The organism is Paenarthrobacter sp. TRD_SC_7 (assembly GCF_056156245.1).
Genome location: NZ_CM149587.1, coordinates 2,510,151 through 2,534,809 on the forward strand (window position 1 = coordinate 2,510,151; position 24,659 = coordinate 2,534,809).

The following is a 24,659-nucleotide window of genomic DNA, read 5'->3' on the forward strand; positions in this document are numbered from 1 at the left end:
TTGAATGAGCAGCCAGGACCAGCGACCCATCCGCAGCAGGCGTGAGCTTCGCCGTGCCCGGGAAGAATCCCCCGAAGCGCAGCAAGTGGACACGTCCGCGCCTGCGGATGTAGAAAACCTTCCTCACGCCGACCGCTCCAACGGCCGCAATCGTCGCGCCGCCGATGTTCCGGTAGACGCCGTGGGGCCGGCAGCCCAGGAACGGTCCTCCCAAATTCGTGCCCGAGATCGTGCAGCACTGCGCACCATCAAGGAGCTGGCCGACAAGGAGGAGCAACTCTCCGGTGGGGGGCCGCCCACGCGTCGCCAGCTGCGCCTCCAGCAACTTCAGGCTGAAGTTGCTACTTCCATGAATCCCATTGTTCCTGCTCCCACGCCTACAAAGGACACGGCTCAGCCGGAGGCCGACAACAAGACTTCCAAGCCGGAGGCTTCCAACAAGGTTTCCACGGCGGAGGCTTCCAATGAGAAGGCCCCGAGCGCTCCCTCGCCCACAATGGACAGCGCGGGAGGCGGCAGTGCCACCTCGGAGTCCGAAATGTCCGTGGAGCAGGCCCTTGCAGTGCGGCAGTTGATCGCGGCGCAATTGGAAAACCAGACGGCTAAGCTGGAACACATTGCCGAGCAGGATCCGTTGGCTGTGGATCCGGAGGTTCTTGCGCAGCAGATCGCCCTTGCTGAGCGTGCGGCCGTGCTGAACAAGCGCGCCGCAGCCAAGCAGAAGCTTGCCGAGAAGACGCAGGCGGAACCGGGAAAAAGCACTTCGGATTCCGCGGGGGAAGGGAAGTCACCGGCCGCTACGGCGGGTCCTTCTACGGCTAACAACCTCGCGATGGTGACTCCGTTGGAGTTCGTCAAGATGCCGGGGATTGAACGCCCTGTCATGAAGCGCCCCAGCACTACGTTTGTACCGTTGGTCACCTCGACTGGGCCCAAACTCGATGCCGAACAAGCTCAAATCAAAAAGTCTGGGGGACGCGGCCGCGCCGGCGTACTTGCCCGTGCGGAAGCGGTGGCGAAGTCGGCCCGGAAGCGTCCAGTTGGTCCGGCGGAGGCCAGCGAAGAATCGCAACGGCCTCCGGTTTCGGCCAGTGCGGCGTATGGCCTTGACCCTCTGGATGCCAACACTGCGGGCCTGGCCCGCGCGCAACGCAACCGGTTGCTGCAGTTCGGCGTCCTGGCGTTGGGCATTGTGGCACTCATCGTCGGCATCATCATGATCACCAGCGGCTAATTCCGCTGAACAACGGCTCACGCCAAACATAGGCCACTGGCCACAACAAGGAGTACCCGTGTCTGCACATGAACAATCCATCACCCTCGCCCGTCACGCTGCGCGTGCCGCGGCGGAAAAGCTTGCTGAGGACATCGTTGCCCTTGATGTCAGCGAGCGATTGGCGCTCACTGACGTCTTCCTGATTGCGTCGGCTCCCACCGAGCGTCAGGTCAACGCCATTGTTGACGGCATCGAGGAAGAACTGATGAAGCAGGACCTTCGCCCCGTGCGCCGCGAGGGCCGTTCGGAAGGCCGTTGGGTTCTCTTGGACTACGCGGACATCGTGATCCACGTCCAGCACGCCGAAGATCGGGTGTTCTACGCCTTGGAGCGCCTCTGGAAGGACTGCCCTGTGGTGGACCTTGAACTGGGTGACGACGCTTCCGCCAAGGCTGTTTCCGCCGAGGATTCCGAGCACTAGGAACCGTTGGCGACCGAAATATGTCCGATTTGGAATTTTCGGAAACGCTGTTCTAAGATATTTGAGTTGCTTCGGCGCGGTAGGCCGAAAAGCTGAGCGCGAAGCAGCAAGAATATGGGGCTGTGGCGCAGCTGGTAGCGCACCTGCATGGCATGCAGGGGGTCAGGGGTTCGAGTCCCCTCAGCTCCACCATCAAGGTCCTGTCTTCTTCATGAATTGCATGGAGCAGGCAGGGCCTTTTCGTGCAGGAATACCTCCAGTAGAAGCCTTGGCTACCCGATGGGTGAAGGGCGTAACGCTGGCAGCATGAACTCCCACATCTGCTCGATCCTGAGCAGCACGTCCTCACGTGATGTCAGAACCTCGGAGACCATTTGGACGCCGGTGAAGGACGCAACCAGGTATCTGGCGAAGGCCGCAGGATCCAGATCGGTTCGAACGGCGCCGTCCTTCGCGGCTTGCTGCAGGAGTTGCTCTGCCGTGTTGATCCAGTCCTGGTAGGGACCTGAGACGTCGGCATCGAACGCGGAGGCTTCAAAGGTCAGCCGTATGCCGCCTTGGACCACCGGTTCATCCAACAGTTGTTGCCCGAACATCCTGCAGAGTCCTATGAGCTTGTCCAGCGCGGGGGCGCTGGAGGCAGCTATTTCCGAGCCCGCTGACTGGACGATGGCATGCTGCTCCTCGATGACAGCCAACGCCAAGTCCCTCTTGGACGTGAAATGGAAGTAGAGCGCACCCTTTGTCACGCCCGCGCGCTTGGTGATATCGGCCATGCTGGCGTTTCCATAGCCGATCTCCGCGAAGACCCGGGCGGCGCCTTCAATAATGGACAGCCGGGTGTCTTTCGCACGTTGCTGCATCGGTGGTGGGAGGCCTCTCGGGTCAGGCAGGGACGGAGGAACGCGCCGCCGTCGAGTCCCCACCACGCTATCACCGGTGGCTTGGCGGGACAGAAAGGACTAAACCGACTGAACGGTTTGGTTTTGGCGGAAAGAAATCCTAGACTTCAGGGGGAGTTGCGCAGATTGGTGGGCGGCTCCAGCGCAAGCTGGTTTGGGGGGAGGTGCGGTGGAGTAATCCAGCGCACCTCGGCTGCGGGATGCAGTTAATGGGACTGCCAAGCCTTGTGATGTACCTCATGTTCAGGGGATTTCGCTTCTCGTGGGATTGTGGTTAGTATTGACGAGTTGCTTCGACGGGAAGAGAAATCAAACCGCTTGCAATCAACAAATCCGGGGCTGTGGCGCAGCTGGTAGCGCACCTGCATGGCATGCAGGGGGTCAGGGGTTCGAGTCCCCTCAGCTCCACTTCGGAAGAAAGACCCCGCTCATTGGGCGGGGTCTTTTTCGTTGTCCTCTTATGGTTATTCAGTCCTATTCCGGAGGACGCGCAAATTCAGCGCCGCTGACGAATTCGACGCCTTGGAATGGTTGGTCACCCACCACGTGGGCGTTATGACCCGGCGGGATGGTGTAGGAATCTCCGGCGGAAATGCTGATCTTGCCGCCGTCATTGGTTTCTACTTCCAATTTGCCGGAAACGCAGAACCCGACATGGCTCAACTGGCAGGAATCGGTGCCAACTACTGGCTTGATGCAGTCGGCCCAAGTCCAGCCTGGTTCAAAGGTCATGCGGCCGATTGTGTAATCTCCAACGGTGACGAGGTCCAGCACTGTCTTGTCGGGGCGCCTGGTTTCGTCGGGAGAGTTGTGGGACTTAACTTCAAGGTTCGTGACAACATTGACACTCATGGCTTCTCACAGAGGAAGGGGAGCCCAGTGATGAGTGGATCCCGGTGCCTGGCTCCAGGGGGCGCCGTGACCTGTGCCTGCGGCCGTCGGAGGCCGTCGCCAACCGAAGGCATGACAGGTGTTTGCGTCGTGCAAGCACTAGGTTCCTCCCAAGCCCCCCTAAAGTCGAGACACTTCAGCATGAAAGCGGGAACTGCATCGTGACGGCAATGGACGTTCAAGCCCTCTTGGGTACGTTGAGCAGGCTTCCCGACGTCGAAGCGGACAACTTGCAGGCCTTCGACGCCACAGACAGGCTCCTGCTGGAGACGGCGGCGGATTTCGTCGCCCCCGACACCAAGGTGGTTGTCATTGGCGACCGCTACGGTGCCCTTACGCTGGGTGCCTTGGCTGGGCTCGGCGTCGGGCATGTACGAGTTAATCAGGACCTTTTCACGGGAAGGATTGCGCTGAAACGCAATGCCGTTTCGGTCGGCTTGGACGGTCGTTTCACCGAGTATGAACTGGAACGGGATTTGCTGGACGGCGCTGGCGTGGTGCTTCTGCAGTTGCCTAAGTCGCTGGCGGAGTTGGAGGAAATCGCCGACGCCGTTGCCAGGTTTGCCGCTCCGCATGCGGTCCTGCAGGCCGGGGGACGCGTCAAGCATATGACCCTGGGTATGAACGCGGTCCTGGAACGGTACTTCTCATCGGTCCAGCCGCAGCTTGCCCGCCGGAAGTCCCGGATCCTGCTGGCACGGGACCCCAAACCAACGCCCGGAGAGCAGCCCTTTCCCGTCGTGGAGTCCCTGCCGGAATTGGAAATCACGGTGTGCGCCCACGGCGCTGCTTTTTCCGGCGCTCGTCTGGACATAGGTACTCGCTATTTGCTGACGTTCCTGGACCGTATGCCAGCGGCGGATAGCGTGGTGGATTTGGGGTGCGGAACAGGTATTCTCGCCACGATGTATGCCCGCCGCCATCAAGAGGCAAAGGTCATTGCCACCGACCAGTCCGCGGCAGCCGTCGCCTCAGCCAGGGCTACGGCGGCCGCAAATGGACTGGGGGAGCGGGTGGTAGTGATCCACGATGACGCCATGTCCACGCTCGAGCCTGGCAGCGCCGACGTTATCCTGCTGAACCCGCCGTTCCATCTGGGGGCCAGTGTGCACGCCGGCGCTGCACTCAAGATGTTCCAGGCCGCGGCGCGCGTCCTAGCCCCCGGCGGGGAGCTGTGGACCGTCTACAACAGCCATTTGCAGTATCGCGCCGCTCTGGAACGGCTTATCGGGCCAACGGTGGAGGAAGGCCGGAACCCGAAGTTCACGGTAACGCGTAGTCGGAAATCCTGAGCGGCGTCATCCAAGAGCCGCTGAAATGGCGGTCGCATACAATTCATTGTCATCGTTACCAAGCCCTGACGCCGGTATCAGCGTGTGCTCGTATCCGTAGCGTTGGCGGTATCGTACGATTCAGACAAAGACCAACTTCGACGAAGTACATCCCAATGACGAGGGGCATCAGTGACTGAGATCCGGCAGCCGACACCGAGGCGCGGAACCAACCTTCCCCGCATGGGGGACTTCAACCTGACTGTCATTCTGGAGGCGATCCGGCGGTCGCCGGGCGGGCTCAGCCGGGTTGAGCTGGCTCAGATCGTAGGTCTCTCCCCACAGACCATTTCCAATATTTCCCGGCGCCTCCTGGATCAGCAGCTGATCGTGGAGGCCGGCAAGGAAGGCTCAGGACCAGGCAAGCCCAGGACCATCCTGCGCCTCAACCCTGCCGGCATGTACGCGGTGGGCGTGCATCTGGACCCGGCTGTCATTACCTTTGTTGTTTTGGACCTGCTGGGGGACGTCGTCAGGCATTCCCGGATGGCTACTCCCAGCGGCGACCCGGCCGGCGTGATCACCAGCATTGCCGAACAGATCAATGTCCTCATTGATGAGTCTGGCGTCGACGCCTCCAAGATCGCCGGTCTGGGCGTTGCGGTCCCTGGCCCGATCGACCTCGACGAAGGCTCCGTGGTGGAGCCGCCGCTCCTGACGCGTTGGAACCGCGTGCGTATCCGTGAGGCCTTGGCGGAGGCCACCGGCATGGAAACGCTGGTGGACAAGGACGTGACCAGTGCGGCGGTGGCGGAAACGTGGGCTGGCGGTGCCAGTGGCGCCGGAAGCTTCGTTTTCATGTACATGGGAACCGGTATCGGCTGCGGCATTGTGCTCAATGACGAAGTAGTGCGGGGGACTTCGGGCAATGCCGGCGAAATCGGCCACATCGTGGTGGACCCTAACGGTCCACAGTGTGATTGTGGATTGCGTGGCTGCGTCAAGTCTTCCTGCATCCCGCAGGTGCTGGTGGCCGAGGCTGAAGCCGCCGGTGTGCTTGAAGGGCACCGGGAAGGGGCGGACGGCCCCGAAGTACAGGAACGCTATGCCGCGTTGTGCGACAAAGCCGACGCGGGCGACCACAAGGCCATTGCCATCCTGGACAAGTCGGCCACACTGGTGGCACGTGCCGTTTCCATTGTGACCAACACCCTGGACGTGGAGCGCGTCGTCTTCGGTGGTCCGTTCTGGGGGCGGATGTCCCCGTACTTCCTGGAACGCGTTCCGGCACTGTTGGACAAGAACAACGCAGCCCGCATGATCCACGACCTCGAGGTGGTGGGCACAGGCGTAGGTGAAGATGTTGGCGCGATCGGTGCCGCCTGCCTGGTTTTGGAGCACATGCTGGCCCCGCGGGCGCAAAGGCTCCTGCTGGAAGGTTAGTTCGAAGCAGGACAACTGAATATCCACAAGGCTCGGCCACGTCGCATGGGTGTCACGGTGAAGTATGGGGGCTGTAGCCACGTTCGACTGAATGGAGCAACATGCGCCGCCCCCTGAAATATGTAGCAAGGAAAATCACCGCCGTTGTTTCCGTCGCTGCCGTCCTTGCGGCAGCGACTTCCTGTTCGCCAACGCCAGAGGCCGCGGAGAGCAAGACCCTGAAGATTGTCTATCAAAAAACGGACTCGTTCACGGCCCTGGATGCTGTCATGCAGGACGCCAAGAAGGAATTTGAAGCTTCCAACGCTGGCGTGACCATTGACCTCCAGCCCATCCAGGCCAACGACGACGACTATGGGACCAAACTCGCCCTGGCTCAGCGTTCCGCTGACACGGCGCCGGACGTTTTCTATGAGGACACCTTCAAGGTGCGGTCCGACGTCGACGCCGGTTACCTCCTCAAACTGGACAGTTACCTTGAGAAATGGGATGACTGGGCGGCATTCACCGAAGCAGCCAAGGCAGCTGGCCGCGCAGACGACGGCGGCATTTATGCGGTGCCGCTGGGCACCGATACCCGGGCGATTTGGTACAACAAGCCGGTCCTGCAGAAGGCGGGAATTGCGGTGCCGTGGCAGCCGAAAACCTGGGACGACATCCTGGCTACCGCCCGCGCGATCAAGGCCTCCGATCCCAATGTCATCCCCTTCAACATGTACGCAGGCAAGGGGACTGGCGAGGGCACGGTCATGCAGAGCTTCTATGAGCTTCTCTACGGCACGGACAGCAGCCTTTATGACGAGAACGAAAAGAAGTGGGTGGTCGGCTCCCAGGGGTTCACCGACTCATTGGCTTTCCTGAAAACGTTGTACGACGAGAAGCTCGCCGTGAGCCCTGCCGAAGCCCTGGACGCGAACGTCTGGAAGAAGGTTTTTGGCGAGTGGTTCCCGCAGGGCAAGCTTGGGGCAACTGTGGAAGGTTCCTACACGCCGTCGTTCTGGCAGAAAGGCGGCGCCTACGAGTGGGCCGGCTATGAGCAGGACATGGGCGTAGCGATGTTCCCCACCCAGAAGGGACAGGAACCCGGTGGCGTGAGCATGTCCGGCGGTTGGACGCTGGCTGTAGGGGCGAAGAGCAAGAACCCTGAGCTCGCGTTCCAGTTCCTCACCACAGCTCTGAACAAGAAGAACGCGCTGGCTTACGACATCAACAACTCACAGATTGCCGTCCGTGCGGATGTCGCATCGGAGCCTGAGTATCTCGCAGCCAACCCGTTCGTGAAGGACGTTTCAGACCTGGTGAAGGTAACGCATTACCGGCCGGCGACTGCCGACTACCCGAGGATTTCCACGGCCGTCCAAGTAGCTACCGAATCCGTCATCACGGGCAAACAGAGTCCCGAGGACGCGGCGGCAGAATACGACGCAACCGTTCGCAAGCTGGTAGGTGAGGACAAGGTCCTGGAGAAATGAGAATGCGCCGCTTCCTGCGGCTGCTCCCCGTAGTCCCGTCCGTTCTCCTGCTCCTGGTGTTCCTGCTGGCTCCTGTGGCGTGGTCCTTTTACGCATCGTTCACGGACGCCGCGTTGTCCGGGAGGGCGGCGAAGGATCCGCATTGGGTGGGGGCGGAGAACTATGTCCGGATGTTCAGCGATGATTCCTTCCCCCTGGCCGCTTGGCTTACGGTGGTGTTCGTCGCAGCGTCGGCCGTGCTGGGGCAGAACGTGTTGGGCTTGCTGATTGCCCTGCTGATGGCGCGTTCGCGAAGGGCAGTGGCATCCTGGGTCGGGACGGCAGTGGTCGCAGCCTGGGTGCTGCCGGAGATCGTGGCGGCGTTTGCCGCTTATGCCTATTTCAACCGGGACGGAACGCTCAACCAAGTCGTGGGTTTCTTTGGAGGCCAAGGTCCGGATTGGTTGTACTCGTTTCCCCTGGTGGCCATCGTCCTGGCGAACACTTGGCGCGGGACTGCCTTCTCCATGTTGGTCTACCGGGCCGCGCTGGCTGACGTTCCCCGGGATATCGCAGAGGCGGCACTCATGGATGGAGCCCGCGGCTGGCAGCGGCTCGCCTTCATCACGCTGCCGCTCATCCGCAGCAGCATAGCCACCAACCTGATGCTGATTACGCTTCAGACTCTTGCCGTGTTCACCCTCATCTGGGTGATGACGGCCGGTGGCCCCGCCAATGCCAGCACCACGTTGCCGGTGTTGGCCTACCAGGAAGCGTTCAAATTCGGTGACATTGGCTATGGCACCGCTGTGGCATCGGTGCTGATTCTGTTGGGGATGATTTTCGGTGGAGTGTACGTGCGGCTGCTACGGGAGCAACGGCCATGACCACCAGTCGACTGCGAGCGCGGGTGGGGACGGAAAGCACGACGGCGGGTGGCAGCTCCCGCTCCAGAACCAAGCTGGGAGCGGACATCGCCCTGGCGGTGATCGGGATGTGCTTCGTGGCGCCTTTGCTGTGGTTGCTGCTGGCCGCCGTCGATCCCCAAGCCAGCTACCAGACCAAGGTGCCGTTGGCGCCGTCCACTGACAACTTCCGTGCCGTGATGACTCCTGAGCTGTTGTTCCGGCCCTTGGCAAACAGTTTCCTGTTGTCCGCCGGCACTGCTGTGGTGAATCTGTTTGCTGCTGTCCTTGCCGCATACCCGTTGTCAAGGTATCAATCACGGTTCAACAAGCCCTTCATGTATACGGTTCTGTTTGGGACGTCGTTGCCCGTAACGGCAATCATGGTGCCGGTCTACGGCTTGTTTGTTCAGCTGCAATTCCTGGATTCCATGGCGGCAACCATCTTCTTCATGGCAACCACAACTTTGCCCATGGCGATCTGGATGACCAAGAACTTCATGGATTCGGTTCCTCTTGAATTGGAGGAAGCGGCCTGGGTGGATGGCGCGTCCACTATGGCGGCGTTGCGGAGCATTGTGCTGCCGCTCATGAGGCAGGGTCTGGGAGTGGTGTTTATCTTCGTTTTCATCCAGGCATGGGGAAACTTCTTCGTCCCCTTCATCCTGCTGCTGTCCACCGGCAAGCAGCCAGCCGCAGTCTCCATCTTCAGTTTCTTTGGCCAGCATGGCGCTATCGCCTACGGCCAGTTGGCCGCGTTCTCCATCCTGTATTCAGTCCCCGTGCTGGTGCTCTACGCGCTGGTATCCCGTGGCATGGGGAACTCCTTTGCCCTGTCTGGAGCCATGAAAGGTTAGTCCGGCGTCAGTCGATGTCCTCAACAATTTCGCCGTAGGGTACGGACTCGTCCAGATGGGCTTGATGCCCAGTGGATCCTGTGTTGTAGGTGATCCGGACTCCATGCCGTTGATCGGCTGCAGACTGGAGGAGAACCGGCCGTACGGCATCGATGACGTGCTGGTCCTGGGAGGCGAGGTAGTTCTGATAGGCGGCTGGTAGCTGATGCATGGCAAAAGGATAGACCTCAGGAGTCCGCATGGGGAGGGGTCCCCATTGCAGCGGCGCTCCAGGAAGGCTTGGATGGAGTGGCCATTGACTTCACGCCAGCGAGGGGACCACGATTGCAACCGATCACAGCCACGGCCGGAATCGACGCACCGGACATGGCCCGTGCCCAGCAACTCGTAGGCGGCATCGTCCGCAGCTTCGAAAACAAAGTGGTGGGACAGGCCAGGCTGCGTGAGACGTTGGTTATCGGCCTCCTGACAGGTGGCCATGTCCTGCTGGAAAGTGTGCCCGGCCTGGCCAAGACCACAGCGGCCCAAGCCATAGCGGAGTCGGTGAGTGCAGAGTTCCGCCGGATCCAGTGCACGCCGGACCTGCTGCCCAGCGATATCGCCGGGACGCAGATTTTCGACGCTGCCAAGGGCACGTTTGTCACGCAGTTGGGTCCGGTCCACGCCAACATCGTGCTGCTGGACGAGATCAACCGGTCCAGTGCCAAGACGCAGAGCGCCATGCTGGAGGCGATGCAGGAGCAGCAGACGTCCATCGGTGGCGAGTCTTACCCATTGCCGCAGCCCTTCCTGGTGCTCGCTACGCAGAACCCCATCGAGCAAGAAGGCACGTATCGTCTTCCGGAAGCCCAGATGGACCGCTTCATGCTCAAGGATGTGCTGGACTATCCGAGCCCGGCTGAAGAAGCGGAAGTCATCCGGCGGATTGACGCCGGAGTGTTCAATGCAGAGCAGAGGCCGCCCGCCGCAGCATCCCTTGATGCCGTGGTCCAGGTCCAGGCACTTGTCCGGCAGGTCTACATTGATCCGGCCATCGTGCGGTACATCGTTGGACTTGCCTACGTCACCCGCAACGCCTCACAGTATCTGGAGCCCCGGCTGGCCAACGTTGTGGAATTCGGGGCCAGCCCGCGGGCCAGTATCGCCTTCAGCCAGGCAGCCAGGGCGCTGGCCCTGCTCAAAGGGCGTGACCACGTCATTCCTGAGGACGTCAAAAACCTGGCCCACCGCATCCTGCGCCACCGCATCATTCTGGGATTCGACGCCGTGGTTGAGGGAATTTCCGTCGAAACCGTGATCGATGCCGTGTTGGCGTCCGTCCAGACGCCGTAGCGGGGCCGGCCCGTGCACAGCCTCCTTCGACGCGTCAAGTCGAAGATGTTCATCTTCGCCCACCGCAGGACACTGACCCTTCTTGATGGCGAGTACGGTTCGGTCTTCAAGGGCCGCAGCTTGGATTTCGATGAACTCCGCGCATATGTCCCTGGAGACGAAGTCCGTGACATCGATTGGAAAGCCACAGCACGACACGGATCGCCCCTGGTTAAGCGTTATGTTGCAGTGCGCCGCCATACAGTCCTGTTACTGGTGGATACCGGAAGGAACATGGCCGCACAGGCATTGTCCGGGGAGTCCAAGAACGACATCGCCGTTCAAGCGGCCGGCGTCTTGGGGTACCTCGCTTCCCGCCACGGTGACGACGTCGGTCTCCTTCACGGGAACGCCACCATGTCCAAGGACATACAACCCCGTAATGGTGAGGAGCATCTGGAGCGGCTGCTCCGTGAAGTGGATGCGGGCACTAACCTGGACGGTCCAGCCAGTGACATCGCGGAGCAGCTGGAATATGTGCTGAGGTACCTGAAGGGGCGCCTGCTCATTGTCGTCATTGCGGACGAGTTCCTGCCGGATGCCCGCACGGAGAGCCTGATGCGCAGGTTGCGGGGCAGGCACGAGCTCCTGTGGCTGACCGTCCGTGACGCCGAGCTCGCTGCCGGGGCAGGGAGCCGGATGCAAGACAGCACTGACGTAGGCTCGGGCCAAGGAATTCCTCTGCCCCTGGCCGTGAACGGCAAGGTACGTGCCGCCTACGCCGCTGCAATGCTGGAACGCGGACGGCGGCGGCGGGAAGTGTTCCACCGGCTGGGAATCGCCGAGGAACAAACAACCGGAAGTGACGATGTCCTGGCTTCAGTCTTCGCACTCCTTGAAAAGCACCGCTCCGGAACTTTCACTACAAGGACCTCTGCCAGGGGCGGCACTCGTGCAGGATGAAGCCGGCTTCTATTCGCCCCTGCAGTATCAACCGCAATGGTTGTGGCTCGGCTTCATGCTCGTGCTCCTCATCGGGGCCTGGTACGCCTGGATCCTCCGGCCGGTCCGCAATAAGGCGCTGGTCCGCAAGGCACCCGCCCGCCAAGCAGGCGTGGTGCCTGACCTTGAGACGCTCCGGGCCACCTGCCTGACCGCGATCAACGCCACAGCGGTGGACGCCGACGCCGGTCGCCTCCCCGAGCGCGACGCGCACCAAAGACTCAGCCTCCTCGTGCGGGAGTTCGCCGGAGCGGCCACGGGCCTGCCAGCGACGTCCATGACCCTCGAGGACCTCCACCGCCACGACCTCAAGCACCTTGCTGCCGGGATAGCCCGCATCTACCCCAACGAATTCGCGCCCTTGCCCGTCCAATCGGTCAGGCAATCCGCAGAGGCCGCACGTCAGGTGGTCTTGGCATGGAACTGAGCTACTGGTGGGTTCTGCCCCTGGCCGCAGCAGCCGTGACGGTCACAGCCTGGCTGTACCGCCGTCGTCGTCCGCCAAAGACCAGACCCATCGCGCACGGTGAGCGACTGACAGACCTCCCCGAGTACCAACAGGCATTACGCCGGCACCGTGTACGCTTGGCGCTCGCAGTGGTGTTGGGCGCTGTGTTCCTCGCTGCCACCGCCACGGCTGCCGCAAGGCCCCTCCACCGCACAACAGAACAACCGGAAATCAGGAACAGGGACATCGTGCTGTGCCTGGACGTATCCGGGTCCATGACCAGCACAGATGCTGCCATCGCTGCGGTATTCGAGGACCTCGCCAAGGAATTCGACGGCGAGAGAATCGGCATGGTCATCTTCGACAGCAGCAGCGTGCAACTCTTCCCACTCACCGACGACTACCAGTTCGCAGCCGAACAACTCGCCCAAGCCAAGGAGGCCCTGGACAGCGGTGCGGGGTCGTTCTTCGACGGCACCTGGACCGGGGAAGGCTCCTCGCTCATTGGAGACGGACTGGCATCCTGCATACAGAGCTTCCCCGACACTGGCGCCGGCACGGCAACCGGCGGCGCGGAGGACTCCAAGCGCTCGCGGTCAGTGGTGCTGGCGACGGATAACTTCCTCTCAGGCGAACCAATCTTTACCTTGGAAGAAGCCAGCGCCCTGGCCGTAAGCAAGAACGTGAAGGTGCACGCCCTCAACCCCGGCGACATGGACTACGGAAACCAACCTGACCAACCCGGTGCCCAGCTCAAGGCAGCAGCTGAACAAACAGGCGGCACCTACTTCACCCTGGACAGCCCAGACGCCGTGCCGGGCATCGTCCAAAAAGTTCAGCAAACCGAGGCCACAAGCTACCTTGCCGCACCCCGTGCAGTCGTAGCCGATGCTCCGGCCTGGCCACTGGGGATTGCTTTGCTTGCCGGCACGGGGATGCTGCTGCTCGGATGGCGGCTGGAACCATGACCTTCGCTCCCATCGTCCAGTGGCCCCTGCTGGCCGTGGCCCTCGTCGCCGTCCTGGCCTTTACGGCCTGGACCCTCGTGAGCCGGGGGCGGAGCCAACCGCCGCGAAACTGGAGGCCAGCAGCTCTGCGGTGTGCCGCCGTCGTACTTCTGCTCGTCGCCGCTGTGCGTCCCGGTTGGACCGATGGCCAAGCCCAAACTGCAACGGCAGACCTGGACGTGTTTTTCGTCGTGGACACCAGCACCAGCATGGCCGCAGAAGACTACAACGGAACCGGTACCCGGCTTTCAGGGGTCAAACAGGACGTCATGGCCATCGCCAAGGAACTCGCCGGAGCCAAGTTCTCGCTCATCACTTTCGACAGCAAAGCCAGCGTCCGCATGCCCCTTACGCAGGATGCAACGGCACTCCAAACTGCTGTGACCACCTTGCAACCCCAAAACAGGAGGTACGCCAAGGGGAGCAGCGTGACAGGCGCTGCGCAACTCCTGAAAGAAAGGCTCGCGGCCGCCAACCAGCAACATCCAGGACGCCCGGCTCTGGTCTTCTACGCGGGCGACGGTGAGAACACCAGCGCCGCGGCGCCAGCTCCCATGGACGCCAGCAACGTAGCCGGGGGAGCGGTGCTTGGGTACGGAACCGGGGAGGGTGGCCAGATGAAGGAAACCGCGGACGCTGACGCTGGATATATGAAGGACAAAAGCGCCGACACCCCACAGGACGCTGTCTCACGAATTGACGAAGGGGAGTTGCGCGCCATAGCAGAGCAGCTCCACGTCCCGTATGCCCACAGGACAGGCACCGCGCCAACATCGGACATGCTGGGCCAAGCCCGCCCCGGTGCCATGAACGCCATGATGCACGACGGCCCGGGTCGCGTGGAACTCTACTGGCTGCTCGCCTTGGCTGCTTTCCTCCTGGCCTTGAACGAGCCCCTCCGGCACCTCACCGCGCTCCAATCGCTTCGACCCGCCGTGCGGAAGGAGCCAACCACATGACAGGCAACAACGCACGACGACGACGAAGCCGGCTTGCGCTCTGGTCCACACCACCTGCGCTGCTCGCGCTCGCTGTTGCGGCGAAGCTCCTGAGTGTTGGTGTGCTGGGTGCCTCTGCCGAGAGGTCCTTCGAGACCGGACAGCAGGATGGCGTGGCCAGGGCGGCCACGTGGTTGGAGGTGGCAAACATCCTGGAGCCACACAAGGCGCTGTTCGCCGCGGGAGATGCCCATGTGCTGGCGGGCGGGTTTGACGCGGCACGCACAAACTTTGAGGCAGCCCTGAAAGCGGGGGCCGGCGTCGACGAGTGCAAAGTCCGCGTCAATCTGGTGCTGAGCATCGAGAAGCTGGGGGATACCACCGATGAAGACTCCGCGGCCCAACTGTTCCGGGAAGCCATAGCCGTAGCCGAAGGGGCGCCGTCGGAGTGCCACGCGGCAGGTCCAGCGAACGCCGCCGGAGAGGGCACCGAACTGGACTCGGCCGAGGGCCGGCTCGCGGGCAAAATCGCCGAGGGCGAGTCGCCAAGGGACGATCCATCCACGCCCAACCAGGAAACGCCGTCGCCCCCTAAAGAGGAACAACTCCAGCGGCTCGAAGAGATTGCTCAACAGGCCCAGCGTGAGCGGTCCGAGGGGCAAGAGCGTGGCGAGTACCTTCGAGGGCCGGATAGAGACCCGGGTGTGGACAGGCCGTGGTGAAGTTTTTGGCGAACATTATTCACAAATCTGCTGACACACATCGTAAAACTGCGTCTTAATTCGGTGGTCGAGTTGAACCGCTCCGTGCCGCCGTCCTAGAGTCGTAAACAAGTTACCGCGGTAACGTGTCAGCGATCCTCCGTTGGATCCGCCCCGCAAGGGCGGTGAGGAGGGTGTGGGTGCCCCCATGTGGGCCTGACATTTGCACACGGACAACTTCATTCCAGGCGTAACAGTCGCGGCTGCGTCCTGCTGGAGTTCCTTCGTGTATCCCAAACTCAATTCATCGATCATGCATTCCCTTGATCCAGCGGATCCAGTGAATGACGTTCGATGACGCACAGCCAAGGACGCAAATGTCTCCACCAAGCCTTATCGACGTACATCCGAACCTCGCCGGAACCGCTCCCGTAGCACTGTCCTACGAACTGTTCCCGCCCCGTTCGCCCGCAGCCGCAGAAACCCTGTGGACCACCATCCGTGAACTCGAAGCTACCGAGCCCGACTATGTGTCGGTGACTTATGGCGCCAGCGGATCAAACCGTGACACAGCCGTTGACCTGATCAACCGGCTCCTGCTGGAAACCACTCTCCGCCCGTTGGCCCACTTGACGTGCGTCGGCAATACTCCGGCCGAGTTGGCGGAGATCATCGGAGAACTGCTGGATCACGGTGTGCGCGGCATCCTCGCACTGCGCGGTGACCTTCCCAAGGATGGAAGCCAGCCGGCCAGCGGCTCCCTCCGGTACGCCCAGGACCTGATCGAACTGATACGCCGGGTGGAGCAGCGCCGTTCGGCACTCCTGTGCGCAGGTAAGATCGCTGTCGGCGTCGCGGCTTACCCCACCAAGCACCCAGAATCGCCCAGTGTGGGACATGACGTCGAGGTGCTCCTCGCCAAGCAACGCTCGGGTGCGGATTTCGCCATCACTCAGGTGTTCTTCCACGCCAATGAGTATGCTGACCTCGTTACCCGTGCCCGCCGGGCGGGAGTCACCATCCCGATCATCCCCGGAGTCATGCCGCTCACCAGCCTCAGGCGACTGAAGCGACTTGGCGAGCTGGCCGGCGTCGATCCCTCCGTGGAACTGATGGAGCGCCTCGCGGCCGTGGACACCGAAGCTGAACGCCGACGCATCGGCGTAGACGCCACCGTGGACCTGGCCAACGCGGCGCTGGACGCCGGGGCGCCCGGCATCCACTTGTACACATTCAACGAGCACGCCCATGCATTGGACGTGTTGGACAAACTGGCATTGCCCAGGGCCACCCGGCCTGCGAGCCGCGTCAACACGATCTCCCGCCGCCAGGAATTCGCACGCTGAAACCGGCCTGTTTACCCACAGCTGTCGGATCCTTCAGGCACCTCAAGCTCCCCAGATTTAGCACCTACCTCATCAAGGAAAATCCATGACTGAACAGAACACTCCCGCAACTCCGTTCCCCTCAGCATCGCTGCTCGGCTACCCGCGCATCGGTCGCCGCCGCGAGCTCAAGAAGGCCGTCGAAGCCTACTGGGCCGGCAAGATCGACGCTGCTGCCCTGGACGCAGCTGCCAAAGACATCCAGCTCACCATCGCCAAGCGACTGCAGGAACTCGGCCTGACCGAAGCTGCTGCCGTCCCAGGCACCTTCTCTTACTACGACCAGGTTCTGGACGCCACCGCGCACCTCGGTGCAGTTCCGGCCCGCTTCGGCAAGCTCCTCAACGCTGAGGGACAGCTGGACATCGACGGCTACTTCACCCTGGCCCGCGGCAACAAGGAACAGCAGCCGCTGGAAATGACCAAGTGGTTCGACACCAACTACCACTACCTGGTTCCGGAAATCGGCCCGGAGACCGAATTCACGCTCGCCTCCACCGCCAAGGTTGACGAGTTCACTTTCGCACTGGCCAACGGCGTCGAAACCCGCCCCTACATCGTGGGTCCGGTCACCTACCTGCTGCTCTCCAAGGCATCCGACGACGCTCCGGCCGACTTCGCGCCGCTGTCCCGCCTTGAGGACATCCTTCCGGTTTACATCCAGCTGCTCGAGAAGCTGGCCGAAGCCGGTGCAAGCTGGGTCCAGCTGGATGAGCCTGCACTGGTTGTCGACCAGGACACCCCCGCAGCCGAGATCGAAGCCGCTGTTGCACGCGCCTACGAGGTCCTTACCTCCGCTGCCAAGCGCCCGCAGATCCTCGTTTCCACCCCGTACGGTTCCCTCGATGGCCAGCTCGGCACCCTTGCGGCCACCAACATCGACGCCCTGCACGTGGACGTGTTCAAGGGTGCGGTTCCTTCCGCAGCAGCACTTGCCGGCCTGGGCAACAAGACCCTGGTTGCCGGCGTTGTTGACGGCCACAACATCTGGCGCAACGACCTCGCCGCATCTGCTGCGAAGCTTGATGAACTGAAGGCCGCTGCCGGCAAGCTCACCGTCAGCACGTCCACGTCCACTCAGCACGTCCCGCATGACGTCGCCGAGGAAACCCAGCTTTCTGAGCAGCTTCGCAGCTGGCTCGCCTTCTCCGACCAGAAAGCAGTGGAAGTCAAGACCCTCGCGGACTACCTGGCCGACCCCGCCTCCGCAAAGGCTGCCATCGACGAAGCATCCGCAGTGATCGCTTCCCGCGCGACCGCTGAAGGCGTCCGCCGCGACGACGTCCGCGCACGAACCGAAGCCCTCACCGCTGCTGACTTCAGCCGCTCCGAGTACTCGGTCCGTGAAGCTGCCCAGGAAGAGGCCCTGCACCTTCCGCCGCTGCCCACCACCACTATCGGTTCGTTCCCCCAGACGTCCGAGATCCGCTCCGCACGTGCCCGCAACAACAAGGGCGACCTCACCAATGAGCAGTACGAAAAGCTCATGAAGGACGAGATCAAGCGCGTTGTGGACCTGCAGGAAGAACTGGGCTACGACGTCCTGGTGCACGGCGAGCCCGAGCGCAACGACATGGTCCAGTACTTTGCCGAGAACCTCGAGGGCTTCGACGTCACGGTCCATGGCTGGGTCCAGTCGTACGGTTCACGCTGCACCCGTCCGTCCATCCTGTGGGGCGATGTCACCCGCAGCGCTCCCATCACGGTTGCCTGGGCAGAGTACGCGCAGTCCCTGACCAGCAAGCCGATGAAGGGCATGCTGACCGGTCCGGTCACCATCCTGGCCTGGTCGTTCGTTCGCGACGACCAGCCGCTGGGTGAGACCGCCAACCAGGTTGGCCTGGCACTGCGCGACGAAATCGCTGACCTGGAAGCCGCTGGCATCAAGGTCATCCAGGTGGACGAGCCCGCCCTGCGCGAACTCCTTCCGCTGCGCAAGGCTGACCACGCCGACTACCTGAAGTGGTCTGTTGACTCCTTCCGCCTGGCTACTGCCGGTGCTGCCGACGCAACCCAGATCCACACCCACCTCTGCTACTCGGAATTCGGCGTGATCATCGACGCGATCGACGGCCTCGACGCCGATGTCACCTCCATCGAAGCCGCACGCTCCCGCATGGAGGTCGTCCACGACCTCGAGTCCCATGGCTTCGGACGCGGCGTGGGTCCAGGCGTTTATGACATCCACTCGCCGCGTGTTCCGGGCGAAGCAGAAGTCACTGAATTGCTGGAAACCGCTGTCAAGCACGTTCCGTCCCGCCAGCTCTGGGTCAACCCGGACTGCGGCCTGAAGACCCGTGGCTACGTAGAGACTGAAGAGTCCCTGCGCAACCTCGTCAAGGCAACGCGGACGGTTCGCGCCACACTGCTCGAAACCGCCAAGTAAGCAGTCAAACGGCTAAGCCAGTCATAACGACGGCGGCCGGTCACCCGAAAGGTGACCGGCCGCCGTCGTTCGCTTTGAAATCTCTTTACGACTCCCACAGGATTTCGTCGTCCACCACGCCGTCCTCATCAGCGGCCACCACCAGCAGTTCGTCCGTGAAGTGTGAGCCGAGGGTGAAGTCCAGCACGAAGTACCGTTCGGGTTGGCCGGGGTAGATGGCCACATGGCCGAGTTTGAGGGCTTTCAGGAAGACGTCGTTGGTGAGCTGGCCCTTATCAGTGACACCGAAGACCGATTCGAGCTGCTCTTCCTTGAGCTGTGAACTGTGGAAGTGCAGGAACTGTTGGGGATTGGTGCCGTCCTGGTCGAGTTCGTCTGCGATCATCTCCCGGACCTGGTCCACGAGTTCAGGCAGGAAGCGCAGCCTATAGTCCACCTTGCGCATTGCCGCCTCATCGAAGTGGTCGTGCGCGGCGACATTGAGGTCCAGTTCAAGCTGGTTGCCGCCAAGTTCGTGTCTCGCGACGAAGCAATGTTCACGCCCGTGGTTGAGCTCGATCTCCCCAAAGTGTTTGCTCGCTACCTTGCCCATGTGATCAATCTAACCCCATCAACCGGCGGGTTCCAGCACTTCGTGCCAATTCACCTCTGGAGCTTGCGACCCTTGACAGGAGCGGATTTCAGGGGGTGAAGACCGCTTCTTTCCGACGTGTCCCTGAGGGTGTCGGCAAGCAGTTGTGTGAACAACTGCACTTGGGCTGTGCGCTTTTCATTGATGAGCAGGGCGAACACGTTCCGCGCCAGCCGGATGTCCGGTACGTCTAGGACCACGACGCCGGGCGGCCGGTTTCGCAGCGCCAGTTCCGGTACCAGGGAGGCCCCCAAGCCTGCGGCGGTCATCTCGAGGCTCGCGTGGAAATCATCGCTGTAGGCCACCACGCGAGGGTGCAGGTTGCAGCTGGCGAACAGCCGTTCGATCACCAATGCATCGCTGGTGCCGGGGTGGTGCACGATCCATGGCATGTCGGAGAGATGTGCTGCCTCGATCTCGGCGTCCTCGCGGATCTTCCAGGATGCCGGCAACACCACCCGGAAGTCGTCGTCGCCAATCCACTGGCGCTCCAGTGAATGCGGCCACGCCAGGCCGGACTGCCCTACCTGGTAGACCAACGCCACATCCAGCTCGCCGCCGCTGCGCAAACCCTGGATGGTTTGCGCCGGCTCGGCCACTGACACTTTTAGCTCAATGCCCAGCCCGCTCCATCGTTTATTCCGAAGGATGTCAGGCAGCACATAGGTAGCGAGGCTGGGGAAAATGCCCAGCCGCAGCTCTTGCGCGGGGGAGTCGTTGGTCCTTGAGGCTGCTGCCATGAGGGCCTCGACGTCGGTCAGCACCTTCGAGGCGTGCCGGGTCATGGTTACCGCGGCCTCTGTTGGAACAACGCTGCGGGCTGACCGTTGGAAGAGCTCGACGCCGGTATCGCGTTCCAGCGCCGCCATCTGTTGGGAGACTGCGGAAGCTGTGTAGCCGAGTTGGGCGGCAGCGGCTGCGAAGGAACCCAACCGGGTGACCTCCATCAAGGTGCGGAGATGGAGAAGGTTGACCATCAGCCGATTTTAGCTGTTCGCCACGCCACATTTTCAAAGTGTCACGACACGCCGTATCCGGGCGACACGCTGAAGATTAAATGTGGCTAAGTAGTCCACAGGGTGTGGATGACATCTCTCAATTCGGCGGAATCACGGACATTTTGAGGGCCCCCGCCTGTGGACGAGCGGTGGATTGAATGACATACTTGTAATACATCATCTTGGGGTTCCGGCGAGGCGCTTGCACTACATGTAGTATCGATTTACGGATTGAGCGGGAAACCAGCACAAGACTAAATAAGCGTGTTGGCTGTCACGGCAGCCCGCGGGCCGGTATCGGATTCAGAAACTAGTTCCGGTTGAGCCCGCCAGATACGAAGAGCGACAGACTTCAACTAAGGGGACAGGGATCATGACCGTTACGGTTTACACGAAGCCGGCCTGTGTTCAGTGCAACGCAACCTACCGTGCACTCGACAAGAAGGGCATTGCCTACCAGAGTGTCGACATCTCCCAGGATGCCGAGGCCCTCAAGCGCCTCAAGGCCCTGGGCTACATGCAGGCGCCGGTTGTCGTGACCGAGCAGGACCACTGGTCTGGTTTCCGCCCGGACAAGATCGAGGAACTGGCCCAGGCTGTTTCCTCCGTGGCCTAAGTTTTCATTCAGACTTCGCCACCACAGCAAACTCAGAATTCCTATGTAGTGGAGGTGACTCCCATGGCACCGCTGGCAACGGCAACCGTACGCGAAGCTGCGGAAGCGGTCACCACCAGGAGTCACCTCATCTACTTTTCCTCGACTTCCGAGAACACCAAACGATTCGTCCAAAAATTGGGCAGGGATGCAGCGCGCATCCCGCTCTATGCCCAGGATGCGCCGCTTCAGGCCCTTGAACCTTTCGTCCTTGTGCTGCCCACTTACGGCGGAACAAACGGCGAAGGTTCGGTGCCGAAACAGGTCATCAGGTTTTTGAACGATCCCCGGAACAGGAAACTGATCCGGGGTGTTATTGGAGCAGGGAACACCAATTTCGCGGATAACTACTGCGCAGCGGGGGACATCATCTCCGTCAAGTGCAAGGTGCCGCATCTTTACAAATTTGAACTCATGGGGACGCCGGAAGACGTTCAACGGGTCAACGAAGGGCTGGAAAAGTTTTGGACACAACTGTCGCAGAAACAGAAGTAACCGGGGGCGCTGTGGACACGGTCAAGAAGCCGCTGCCTGAGGCTTTCAAGGGCTTGGGTTATCACGAGCTCAACGCCATGCTGAACCTGTATGGCCCCAACGGTGAGATCCAGTTCGAAGCCGACCGTGAAGCTGCGCACCAGTACTTCCTGCAGCACGTGAACAACAACACGGTGTTCTTCCACGACCTGGAAGAGAAGCTCGACTACCTGGTGAAGAACCAGTACTACGAGCGCGAAACCCTCGACCAGTACACGATGAACTTCATCCGCGACCTCTTCAATCGCGCGTACAAAAAGAAGTTCCGCTTCGAGACCTTCCTCGGCGCTTTCAAGTTCTACACCTCCTACACGCTGAAGACTTTTGACGGCAAGCGTTTCCTTGAGCGCTACGAAGACCGTGTTTGCATGGTGGCCCTGCACCTCGCGCGCGGCAACGAAGAGCTGGCGAACCGCCTCGTCGATGAAATCATCGACGGCCGCTTCCAGCCGGCTACCCCTACGTTCCTCAACGCCGGCAAAGCACAGCGCGGCGAGCTCGTCTCCTGCTTCCTGCTGCGCATCGAAGACAACATGGAGTCGATTGCCCGCGCCATCAACTCCGCGCTCCAGCTCTCCAAGCGTGGCGGCGGTGTAGCGCTTTCGCTCACCAACATCCGCGAGCACGGCGCCCCGATCAAGCAGATCGAGAACCAGTCCTCCGGCGTCATTCCTGTGATGAAGCTCCTGGAAGACAGCTTCTCCTACGCCAACCAGCTCGGTGCCCGCCAGGGTGCAGGTGCCGTGTACCTGCACGCCCACCACCCGGACATCCACCGCTTCCTGGACACCAAGCGTGAGAACGCTGACGAGAAAATCCGCATCAAGACGCTCTCCTTGGGCGTCGTGGTTCCGGACATCACGTTCGAGCTCGCCAAGAAGAACGAGGACATGTACCTCTTCTCCCCGTACGACGTCGAGAAGGTCTACGGCGTTCCGTTCTCCGATATTTCGGTGACCGAGAAGTACTACGAGATGGTTGACGATTCCCGGATCAAGAAGACCAAGATCAGCGCCCGCGAGTTCTTCCAGACCCTCGCGGAGATCCAGTTCGAGTCCGGCTACCCGTACATCATGTTCGAGGACACCGTGAACCGGGCCAACCCGATTGACGGCAAGATCACCATGAGCAACCTGTGCTCGGAGATCCTGCAGGTTTCCTCGCCGTCCATCTACGCCGAGGACCTCAGCTACGAGACCGTTGGCAAGGACATTTCCTGCAACCTCGGTTCCATGAACATCGCCAAGACCATGGATTCGCCGGACTTTGGACTCTCCATCGAGACCTCCATCCGCGCCCTCAGCGCTGTTTCGGACATGTCGTACATCAACTCCGTGCCTTCCATCGCCCAGGGCAATGCCCAGAGCCACGCGATTGGCCTCGGCCAGATGAACCTGCACGGTTACCTTGCCCGCGAGCACGTCCACTACGGTTCCGAAGAGGGCCTGGACTTCACCAACATCTACTTCTACACGGTGCTGTTCCACGCTCTGCGCGCTTCCAACCGTCTGGCCATCGAGACCGGCCAGAAGTTCGGCGGCTTCGAGAAGTCCACCTACGCAAGCGGGGAGTTCTTCGACAAGTACACCGAGCAGGAATGGGTTCCGGAGACGGAACGCGTCCGCGAGCTCTTCGCCGGCCACCACATCCCCACCCAGGATGACTGGCGCGAGCTGAAGGCTTCCGTCATGGAGCACGGTATCTACAACCAGAACCTCCAGGCCGTGCCGCCTACCGGTTCCATCAGCTACATCAACAACTCCACGTCCTCGATCCACCCGGTGGCAGCCAAGATCGAAATCCGCAAGGAAGGCAAGATCGGCCGCGTTTACTACCCGGCTCCGTACCTGACCAACGACAACCTGGAGTACTACCAGGATGCCTACGAAATCGGCTACGAGAAGATCATCGACACCTACGCCGCTGCCACGCAGCACGTGGACCAGGGCCTGTCCCTGACGCTGTTCTTCAAGGACACCGCCACCACGCGTGACATCAACAAGGCGCAGATCTACGCATGGCGCAAGGGCATCAAGACCCTCTACTACATCCGTCTCCGCCAGCTCGCGCTGGAGGGGACTGAGGTTGAAAACTGCGTCAGCTGCATGCTGTAGTCAACCGCATTCAAAACTAAAGAGCACGACGGCGGGTTACCCACCCGCCGTCGTAGGCTTATCTCAAGAAAACCATCGCTTAAGGGGATGAAATGACTGAGAAAGTGAAGCTGCTGACACACGTCGAGGCCATCAACTGGAACAAGATCCAGGACGACAAGGACGTGGAAGTCTGGAACCGCCTGGTCAATAACTTCTGGCTCCCGGAGAAGGTGCCGCTGTCCAACGACGTCCAGTCGTGGCACACACTGACGCCGGACGAGCAGCAGCTCACTATGCGCGTTTTCACTGGCCTCACTCTCTTGGACACTATCCAGGGCACCGTCGGCGCCGTTTCCCTGATTCCGGACGCGATCACCCCGCACGAAGAAGCTGTGTACACCAACATCGCTTTCATGGAGTCGGTGCACGCCAAGTCGTACTCGTCCATCTTCTCCACCCTGTGCTCCACCAAAGAGATTGACGACGCTTTCCGCTGGTCGCTCGAAAACGAGAACCTGCAGAAGAAGGCGCAGATCGTCATGGACTACTACCAGGGCGACGATCCCCTGAAGCGCAAGGTTGCCTCCACCCTGCTGGAGAGCTTCCTGTTCTACTCGGGCTTCTACCTGCCCATGTACTGGTCCTCGCGAGCCAAGCTCACGAACACGGCCGACCTCATCCGCCTCATCATTCGCGACGAGGCCGTGCACGGTTACTACATCGGCTACAAGTTCCAGAAGGGCCTGGAGAAGGTTTCTGAGGCCCGCAAGCAGGAAATCAAGGACTACACGTTCGAGCTGCTCTTCGAGCTGTACGAAAACGAAGTCCAGTACACGCACGACCTTTACGACGGTGTCGGCCTGGCCGAGGACGTCAAGAAGTTCCTGCACTACAACGCCAACAAGGCGCTCATGAACCTCGGCTACGAGGCCATGTTCCCGGCTTCCGTCACCGACGTGAACCCGGCCATCCTGTCGGCCCTGTCCCCGAACGCCGACGAGAACCACGACTTCTTCTCCGGCTCGGGCTCCTCCTACGTGATTGGCAAGGCTGTCAACACTGAGGATGAGGACTGGGAATTCTAAATCGTCGTCTATTAGTCGACTATTAGGAGGCGGACAGCGATCGATCGCTGTCCGCCTTTTTTGTG

General features: G+C 61.3%; 24 protein-coding genes and 2 tRNA genes. 21 read left to right on the forward strand and 5 right to left on the reverse strand.

All coding sequences use genetic code 11. The features are described from left to right. Positions 1-4 precede the first annotated feature (4 nt). From AC0J5Z_RS12280 to AC0J5Z_RS12290, 3 genes are all read left to right on the forward strand, one after another. Positions 5-1,234: a hypothetical protein gene (locus AC0J5Z_RS12280; RefSeq protein WP_475032453.1), complete on the forward strand. Its 1,230-nt coding sequence runs from the start codon at positions 5-7 to the stop codon at positions 1,232-1,234. Between the two features lie 58 nt (positions 1,235-1,292). Next, positions 1,293-1,697, forward strand: a complete 405-nt coding sequence (gene rsfS / locus AC0J5Z_RS12285) for a ribosome silencing factor (protein WP_475032455.1) — start codon at positions 1,293-1,295, stop codon at positions 1,695-1,697. Between the two features lie 116 nt (positions 1,698-1,813). Then, a tRNA-Ala gene (locus tag AC0J5Z_RS12290) sits at positions 1,814-1,889 on the forward strand. Positions 1,890-1,969: 80 nt separating this feature from the next. Here the strand turns inward: AC0J5Z_RS12290 and AC0J5Z_RS12295 are convergent. Beyond that, on the reverse strand, positions 1,970-2,560 hold the full coding sequence (locus AC0J5Z_RS12295; protein ID WP_475032457.1) for a ScbR family autoregulator-binding transcription factor: 591 nt from the start codon (positions 2,558-2,560) through the stop codon (positions 1,970-1,972). A 374-nt stretch (positions 2,561-2,934) separates the two neighbouring features. On the opposite strand from AC0J5Z_RS12295, the gene AC0J5Z_RS12300 reads away from it, so the two are divergent. Further along, positions 2,935-3,007 (forward strand) — tRNA-Ala (locus AC0J5Z_RS12300). A 66-nt stretch (positions 3,008-3,073) separates the two neighbouring features. Here the strand turns inward: AC0J5Z_RS12300 and AC0J5Z_RS12305 are convergent. Continuing rightward, on the reverse strand, positions 3,074-3,451 hold the full coding sequence (locus AC0J5Z_RS12305) for a cupin domain-containing protein (protein WP_475032459.1): 378 nt from the start codon (positions 3,449-3,451) through the stop codon (positions 3,074-3,076). A gap of 209 nt (positions 3,452-3,660) precedes the next feature. On the opposite strand from AC0J5Z_RS12305, the gene AC0J5Z_RS12310 reads away from it, so the two are divergent. The 5 genes from AC0J5Z_RS12310 to AC0J5Z_RS12330 all read left to right on the forward strand — a co-directional run bounded on the left by AC0J5Z_RS12310 (position 3,661) and on the right by AC0J5Z_RS12330 (position 9,417). Then, entirely contained in the window at positions 3,661-4,782 is a 1,122-nt protein-coding gene (locus AC0J5Z_RS12310; RefSeq protein WP_475032461.1) for a class I SAM-dependent methyltransferase, read from the forward strand. A 171-nt stretch (positions 4,783-4,953) separates the two neighbouring features. Then, on the forward strand, positions 4,954-6,204 hold the full coding sequence (locus tag AC0J5Z_RS12315) for an ROK family transcriptional regulator (RefSeq protein ID WP_475032464.1): 1,251 nt from the start codon (positions 4,954-4,956) through the stop codon (positions 6,202-6,204). A gap of 101 nt (positions 6,205-6,305) precedes the next feature. Further along, positions 6,306-7,676: an extracellular solute-binding protein gene (locus tag AC0J5Z_RS12320; RefSeq protein ID WP_475032465.1), complete on the forward strand. Its 1,371-nt coding sequence runs from the start codon at positions 6,306-6,308 to the stop codon at positions 7,674-7,676. After that, complete coding sequence (locus AC0J5Z_RS12325; RefSeq protein WP_475032467.1) at positions 7,673-8,542, forward strand: carbohydrate ABC transporter permease; 870 nt, start codon at positions 7,673-7,675, stop codon at positions 8,540-8,542. Before AC0J5Z_RS12320 ends, AC0J5Z_RS12325 begins: the two co-directional genes overlap by 4 nt. Continuing rightward, positions 8,539-9,417 carry a carbohydrate ABC transporter permease gene (locus tag AC0J5Z_RS12330; protein ID WP_475032470.1) on the forward strand — a complete coding sequence of 293 codons (879 nt, stop codon included), beginning with the start codon at positions 8,539-8,541 and terminating at the stop codon, positions 9,415-9,417. The genes AC0J5Z_RS12325 and AC0J5Z_RS12330 overlap by 4 nt, the downstream gene beginning before the upstream one ends. Positions 9,418-9,424: 7 nt before the next feature. Here AC0J5Z_RS12330 and AC0J5Z_RS12335 read toward each other — a convergent pair whose 3' ends face one another. After that, positions 9,425-9,628, reverse strand: a complete 204-nt coding sequence (locus tag AC0J5Z_RS12335) for a hypothetical protein (protein ID WP_475032472.1) — start codon at positions 9,626-9,628, stop codon at positions 9,425-9,427. 113 nt (positions 9,629-9,741) lie between these two features. On the opposite strand from AC0J5Z_RS12335, the gene AC0J5Z_RS12340 reads away from it, so the two are divergent. The 8 genes from AC0J5Z_RS12340 (at position 9,742) to metE (ending at position 18,595) form a co-directional block, all read left to right on the forward strand. Beyond that, positions 9,742-10,749 carry an AAA family ATPase gene (locus tag AC0J5Z_RS12340; RefSeq protein ID WP_475032474.1) on the forward strand — a complete coding sequence of 336 codons (1,008 nt, stop codon included), beginning with the start codon at positions 9,742-9,744 and terminating at the stop codon, positions 10,747-10,749. Positions 10,750-10,761: 12 nt separating this feature from the next. Further along, a complete protein-coding gene (locus AC0J5Z_RS12345) occupies positions 10,762-11,691 on the forward strand; it encodes a DUF58 domain-containing protein (RefSeq protein ID WP_475032478.1) in 930 nt (309 codons plus the stop codon). After that, positions 11,681-12,157 (forward strand): hypothetical protein, encoded by a 477-nt coding sequence (locus AC0J5Z_RS12350; protein ID WP_475032483.1) that lies wholly within the window; start codon positions 11,681-11,683, stop codon positions 12,155-12,157. Before AC0J5Z_RS12345 ends, AC0J5Z_RS12350 begins: the two co-directional genes overlap by 11 nt. Beyond that, on the forward strand, positions 12,148-13,146 hold the full coding sequence (locus AC0J5Z_RS12355) for a vWA domain-containing protein (protein WP_475032488.1): 999 nt from the start codon (positions 12,148-12,150) through the stop codon (positions 13,144-13,146). The genes AC0J5Z_RS12350 and AC0J5Z_RS12355 overlap by 10 nt, the downstream gene beginning before the upstream one ends. Then, the gene (locus AC0J5Z_RS12360; protein ID WP_475032490.1) at positions 13,128-14,144 is read left to right on the forward strand and encodes a VWA domain-containing protein; all 1,017 of its coding nucleotides are present in this window, start codon (positions 13,128-13,130) and stop codon (positions 14,142-14,144) included. The genes AC0J5Z_RS12355 and AC0J5Z_RS12360 overlap by 19 nt, the downstream gene beginning before the upstream one ends. Next, positions 14,141-14,845, forward strand: a complete 705-nt coding sequence (locus AC0J5Z_RS12365; protein ID WP_475032492.1) for a hypothetical protein — start codon at positions 14,141-14,143, stop codon at positions 14,843-14,845. Before AC0J5Z_RS12360 ends, AC0J5Z_RS12365 begins: the two co-directional genes overlap by 4 nt. A 356-nt stretch (positions 14,846-15,201) precedes the next feature. Next, a complete protein-coding gene (locus AC0J5Z_RS12370; RefSeq protein WP_475032494.1) occupies positions 15,202-16,170 on the forward strand; it encodes a methylenetetrahydrofolate reductase in 969 nt (322 codons plus the stop codon). An 85-nt stretch (positions 16,171-16,255) separates the two neighbouring features. After that, the gene (gene metE, locus AC0J5Z_RS12375) at positions 16,256-18,595 is read left to right on the forward strand and encodes a 5-methyltetrahydropteroyltriglutamate--homocysteine S-methyltransferase (protein WP_475032498.1); all 2,340 of its coding nucleotides are present in this window, start codon (positions 16,256-16,258) and stop codon (positions 18,593-18,595) included. Positions 18,596-18,680: 85 nt separating this feature from the next. On the opposite strand, the gene AC0J5Z_RS12380 is transcribed toward metE, so the two are convergent. Further along, on the reverse strand, positions 18,681-19,187 hold the full coding sequence (locus AC0J5Z_RS12380) for a DUF2004 domain-containing protein (RefSeq protein WP_475032500.1): 507 nt from the start codon (positions 19,185-19,187) through the stop codon (positions 18,681-18,683). A gap of 50 nt (positions 19,188-19,237) precedes the next feature. Further along, on the reverse strand, positions 19,238-20,203 hold the full coding sequence (locus AC0J5Z_RS12385; protein ID WP_475032502.1) for a LysR family transcriptional regulator: 966 nt from the start codon (positions 20,201-20,203) through the stop codon (positions 19,238-19,240). A gap of 394 nt (positions 20,204-20,597) precedes the next feature. Here AC0J5Z_RS12385 and nrdH point away from each other — a divergent pair, with 394 nt between their 5' ends. The 4 genes from nrdH to nrdF all read left to right on the forward strand — a co-directional run bounded on the left by nrdH (position 20,598) and on the right by nrdF (position 24,594). Continuing rightward, the gene (gene nrdH, locus AC0J5Z_RS12390) at positions 20,598-20,840 is read left to right on the forward strand and encodes a glutaredoxin-like protein NrdH (protein WP_475032504.1); all 243 of its coding nucleotides are present in this window, start codon (positions 20,598-20,600) and stop codon (positions 20,838-20,840) included. 63 nt (positions 20,841-20,903) lie between these two features. After that, complete coding sequence (gene nrdI, locus AC0J5Z_RS12395; RefSeq protein WP_091467904.1) at positions 20,904-21,374, forward strand: class Ib ribonucleoside-diphosphate reductase assembly flavoprotein NrdI; 471 nt, start codon at positions 20,904-20,906, stop codon at positions 21,372-21,374. Positions 21,375-21,385: 11 nt separating this feature from the next. Next, complete coding sequence (nrdE, locus tag AC0J5Z_RS12400) at positions 21,386-23,527, forward strand: class 1b ribonucleoside-diphosphate reductase subunit alpha (RefSeq protein ID WP_475039677.1); 2,142 nt, start codon at positions 21,386-21,388, stop codon at positions 23,525-23,527. Between the two features lie 92 nt (positions 23,528-23,619). Next, on the forward strand, positions 23,620-24,594 hold the full coding sequence (nrdF, locus tag AC0J5Z_RS12405) for a class 1b ribonucleoside-diphosphate reductase subunit beta (protein ID WP_011775019.1): 975 nt from the start codon (positions 23,620-23,622) through the stop codon (positions 24,592-24,594). Positions 24,595-24,659 lie beyond the last annotated feature (65 nt).